Source organism: Reyranella sp. (assembly GCF_004297405.1).
Classification (GTDB): domain Bacteria; phylum Pseudomonadota; class Alphaproteobacteria; order Reyranellales; family Reyranellaceae; genus Reyranella.
On the sequence record NZ_SCVC01000036.1, the window covers coordinates 18,357 to 22,733 of the forward strand.

At 67.5% G+C, this 4,377-nt stretch carries 3 protein-coding genes; all 3 read left to right on the forward strand.

The features are described from left to right. Window positions 1-7 precede the first annotated feature (7 nt). Window positions 8-2,053 (forward strand): penicillin-binding protein 1C, encoded by a 2,046-nt coding sequence (gene pbpC, locus EPO50_RS23190; RefSeq protein ID WP_296347938.1) that lies wholly within the window; start codon window positions 8-10, stop codon window positions 2,051-2,053. A gap of 88 nt (window positions 2,054-2,141) precedes the next feature. Next, complete coding sequence (locus EPO50_RS23195) at window positions 2,142-3,056, forward strand: LysR substrate-binding domain-containing protein (RefSeq protein WP_296347940.1); 915 nt, start codon at window positions 2,142-2,144, stop codon at window positions 3,054-3,056. 82 nt (window positions 3,057-3,138) lie between these two features. After that, the gene (locus EPO50_RS23200; RefSeq protein WP_296347941.1) at window positions 3,139-4,356 is read left to right on the forward strand and encodes an MFS transporter; all 1,218 of its coding nucleotides are present in this window, start codon (window positions 3,139-3,141) and stop codon (window positions 4,354-4,356) included. Window positions 4,357-4,377 lie beyond the last annotated feature (21 nt).

Below are 4,377 nucleotides of genomic sequence, written 5' to 3' on the forward strand. Positions count from 1 at the left end.
CGACGCCGTGAAGCTGAAGAGCCTCCTTGCGAGCCTCGCCGTTGCCGCTACGACCTTGGCGGCGACGGGGCTGACGCTCGACCGGCTCTTCCCGCCCGATCTCCAGCGCTATCTCGACCGGTCGACCGAAGTGGTCGACGACAAGGGCCGCCTGCTGCGCGCCTTCACGACCGAAGACGGCAAGTGGCGGCTCAAAGCCTCGGTCGACGATGTCGATCCACTCTATCTCTCCCTGCTCAAGGCCTATGAGGATCGCCGCTTCGATCTTCACTGGGGCGTCGATCCGTTGGCCGCTGTCCGCGCCGCCCAGCAGCTTGCCGAGCGCGGTCGCATCGTCTCCGGTGCCTCTACACTTTCCATGCAGGCCGCGCGCCTGCTTGAGCCGAGCCTTCGGCCGGGATCGCGCAGCTTCACCACCAAGCTCATCCAGTCGGCGCGCGCCCTGCAGCTCGAATGGCGCTACTCGAAGCGCGACGTGCTGGCGATCTACCTGACGCTGGCCCCGATGGGCGGCAATCTGGAGGGCGTGCGTGCCGCGTCGCTCGCCTATTTCGGAAAGGAGCCGCGCCAGCTCAGCGCCGCGGAAGCAGCCCTCCTCGTCGCCATCCCGCAATCGCCCGAGCGCCGCCGCCCCGACCGTGCGCCGGCATTGGCGCAAAGCGCCCGCGACCGCGTGCTGGAGCGCGGGCTGGAGCATGGCGTGATCGACCGGCCGCAGTTCGAGATGGCAATCAGCCGGCCCTCGCCCGACCGGCGGCTCAACCTGCCGATGCAGGCGCCACATCTCTCGGCCTGGCTTGCGGGGCAATCGCCGGGCATGGTCGTGCCGACGACCGTGCGCTACGAGCTGCAATCCACCTTGGCGCAGCTCCTGCGCGACGAGCGCGGCCAGTTCACCGACAAGGCCCAGGTCGCGATGCTGGCGATCGACAATCGCAGCGGCACGGTCGTGGCCTGGCTAGGCGGCGACGATTTCTTCGGCCGCGCCGGGCAGGTCGATCTCGTGCGTGCGCGCCGTTCGCCGGGGTCGGCGTTGAAGCCGCTGATCTATGCCATGGCCTTCGACGACCGCGCCCTGCATCCCGACACGCTGGTCGAGGATGTACCCGTGCGCTTCCGCGACTGGCTGCCACGCAACTTCGATCGCGACCATCAGGGCGCTGTCAGCGTGCGTCGTGCCGTGCAGCAATCGTTGAACGTACCGGCGGTGCTGGCTCTGGAGAAAGTCGGGCCGCTGCGGTTCCTCTCGACCTTGCGGCAGGCCGGCGTGCAACCGGGCTTGCCGCCGGGCGATTCCGGTAATTCGCTGGGCATCGCACTCGGCAGCGCCACGGTCTCCCCGCTTGAAATGGCTGGTCTCTACATGGGGCTCGCCAACGAAGGCCGCTTCGCGCTCCCGCAGATCAGGCGTGACCAGCCCAAGCCTGCAACGGTGAAGCTGCTGGGCTCTGCCGCCACCTGGTATGTTGGCGACGTGCTGGCCGACGCGCCGCTGCCGGAAGGCTTCGCCTCCCTTCCCGTCGCGCTGCGTGATCGCCGCATCGCTTTCAAGACGGGAACATCGGCCGGCTATCGCGATGCCTGGGCGGCCGGCTACAGCGCCAACTGGACGGTCGTGGTCTGGGTCGGCCATGCCGACGGCACACCGCGGCCCGGCCAGCTCGGCCGACTCTCGGCGTTACCCATCCTATTCAAAGCCTTCGGCCGCCTGCCCGGCGAGGACAACCGCGCCCGCCCAGCGCCGATCGACACGATCCGCGTCGCCTCCTATCGCGAGCTGCCGCCGCGCATGCGCACCCTTGGGCCGACGACCGATGCGAATGGTGGCCCGCGCATCGCCTATCCGCCGGCCGACGCCCGCATCGAGGTGGCGGCGCGCGAGGCCGTCTCGCTGAATGCGCTCGGCGGCCAGGGCAAGTTGCGCTGGCTGGTCGATGGGCGCCCCCTCGACGGCACGCGATGGGTGCCTGATGGTGCGGGCCTCGTCCGCCTCGCCGTGGTCGACGAAGCCGGCCGTTCGAGTGCGGTGACCGTCCGTATTGAACGGCGCTGAACCACCGTAGCGCCGCTCATCCGCGGATGAGCAGATTTCATCGGATCACCCCGGCGTCGGACTGTCGGGCGCTTGCTACTGTCGCCTGATGGCCCTCCGACTCCCGCCTCTCAGCACATTGCGCCTGTTCGAAGCCGCCGGCCGTCTCCAGAGCTTCAAGCTGGCGTCGGTAGAACTCGCTGTAACGCCGAGCGCCATCAGCAAGGGCGTTCAATCGCTGGAGGAATGGCTGGGTGTTCCCCTCTTCGTCCGGGGCACCAAGCGGCTGACATTGACGGAAGCCGGCGAAGCGTATCTGCCGTCGATCCGACAGGCGTTGGGGATCCTGGCCGCCGCCAGCGAACGCGTACCGGGCCGGCCGGCACGGCGCAGCCTTGCGCTCAGCGTTGCGCCCGCTTTCGGAAGCCGCCTGCTGCTGCCGCGATTGGCGGGCTTCCGCCGGCTGCACACGGACATCAGCATCGCCATCGACACCAATCATCGGCAGGTCGATTTCCCCAATGATGGGGTCGATCTCGCCATTCGCATGGGCACCGGCAACTGGCCGAACCTGGAAGCAACCCGCCTCCTTTCTGAGGAACTGGTCCCGGTCTGCTCGCCCGATTTCCTGAAATCGCTCGGCAAGATTGCCGATCTCGGCGCCCGGTTACGAGCCGCCCCTCTCATCCATCTGACCAGCACATCAGACGACTGGGCCGCCTGGCTGCGCGACAGCGGCCTTGGCATTGTCGACGCGAAACGCAGCCTGATGGTCGATACCATCGACATGGCCATCGATGCAGCCTGTCGCGGTCTGGGGATCGCGATTGGACGGCTGCCCTTTGCGCGGCCTGAGCTCGACGCCGGCAAGCTCGTGACGTTCTGCGATCCCGTTGTCGTCGCGAAGACAGGCTATTGGCTGGTGGGCCTGCCCGACACGATGAAGCGGCCGGAGGTCGTGGCGTTCCGTCGCTGGCTGCTGTCCGAATTCCGGCCACTCGACCCGCAGCGCACGAGTGACTAACGCTCACGCAGCGTAACGGGTTTTCGTTTGTTCGCGATAATGGGAGGAGACACTTCTGGGCTCCCCTTTGTCGGAGCGCACAATGACTTCACGAGTATCGCGCGGTGTGTACCTGACGATCGTCGCGGGTGCGGTGATCATGTCGGTCGCGATGGGCATTCGCCAGAGCTACGGCCTCATCCTGGACCCTGCCTCGGTGGAATGGGGCCTGTCGCTCTCGATGTTCGCGCTGGCGATTGCACTCCACAATCTCGTCTGGGGATTGGCGCAACCGGTTGCGGGCGCAATCGCCGACCGATACGGCGCCGCACCCGTCGTCATCGCGGGCGCCATCGCCTATGCGCTGGGCCTCGCGATGACCGCGACCATGCCGGGACTTTGGCCGGCTATGGTTGGCACGGGCGTGCTGGTCGGTATCGGTCTCAGTTGCACGAGCTACGGCACGGTGCTGGCGGCGGTCGGACGCGCTGCGCCACCGGAGCGCCGCACGGCGATGATGGGAACGGCGAGCGCCATCGGTTCCATCGGCGGCGCCATCGTCGTGCCCCTGACGCAGTTCATGATCGAAGCGAGCGGCGTTGGTGCGGCTGTGCTCAGCCTCGCTTTGGCGATGGTGATCTCCGCGCCGTTGGCCTTCGTCTTTCTCGGCACCGATCGTCAGGCCTTGCGGGCGCCCGTCTCGCTCAAGCGCGAAGTCTCCTTCGGCGAAGCCCTCAAGGAGGCTGTCAGCCATCGCGGCTATATCCTGCTCACCCTGGGCTTCTTCACCTGCGGCTTCCAGCTCGCTTTCTTCGCCGTGCATTTTCCGAGCTACCTCGTCACCTGCCATCTGCCAGTGGCGCTCGGCGCGGCGGCGCTCGCGGTGTTCGGTGGTTGCAATGCCCTTGGAAGCTGGCTGTGTGGCCTGCTGGGAACCTGGTACCGCCCGCAGCTCGTGCTGGCCTGGATCTATATCGCGCGCGGACTGGCTATCGTCGCGCTGGTGTTCCTGCCCAAGACGGAGTTCGTCGCCCTGGCCTTTGCCGGCGTTCTGGGCCTGCTCGGGCTCGGCACGGTGCCGCTCACCAGCGGGTTGATCGCGCGCATCTTCGGCACCGGCAATCTCGGCATGCTGTTCGGCCTATGCTTCCTCAACCACCAGATCGGTGCATTCCTGGGAGCGTGGAGCGGCGGATGGCTGTTCGAACAGACCGGCTCGTTCGACCCGATCTGGCTCGCGACGGCTGCAGCAGGCGGCGTCGCCGCCCTACTGCACTTCCCCATTCGCGACGAGCCGGTCGTCCGGCCCGCCCTGGCGTAACGGACGCGGCTGGCTGCCGCG

Excerpts from the sequence above, each read along its gene's own strand:
- EPO50_RS23195 (WP_296347940.1), top strand. The coding sequence starts at position 2,142 with ATGGCCCTCCGACTCCCGCCTCTCAGCACATTGCGCCTGTTCGAAGCC.
- EPO50_RS23200 (WP_296347941.1), top strand. The coding sequence starts at position 3,139 with ATGACTTCACGAGTATCGCGCGGTGTGTACCTGACGATCGTCGCGGGT.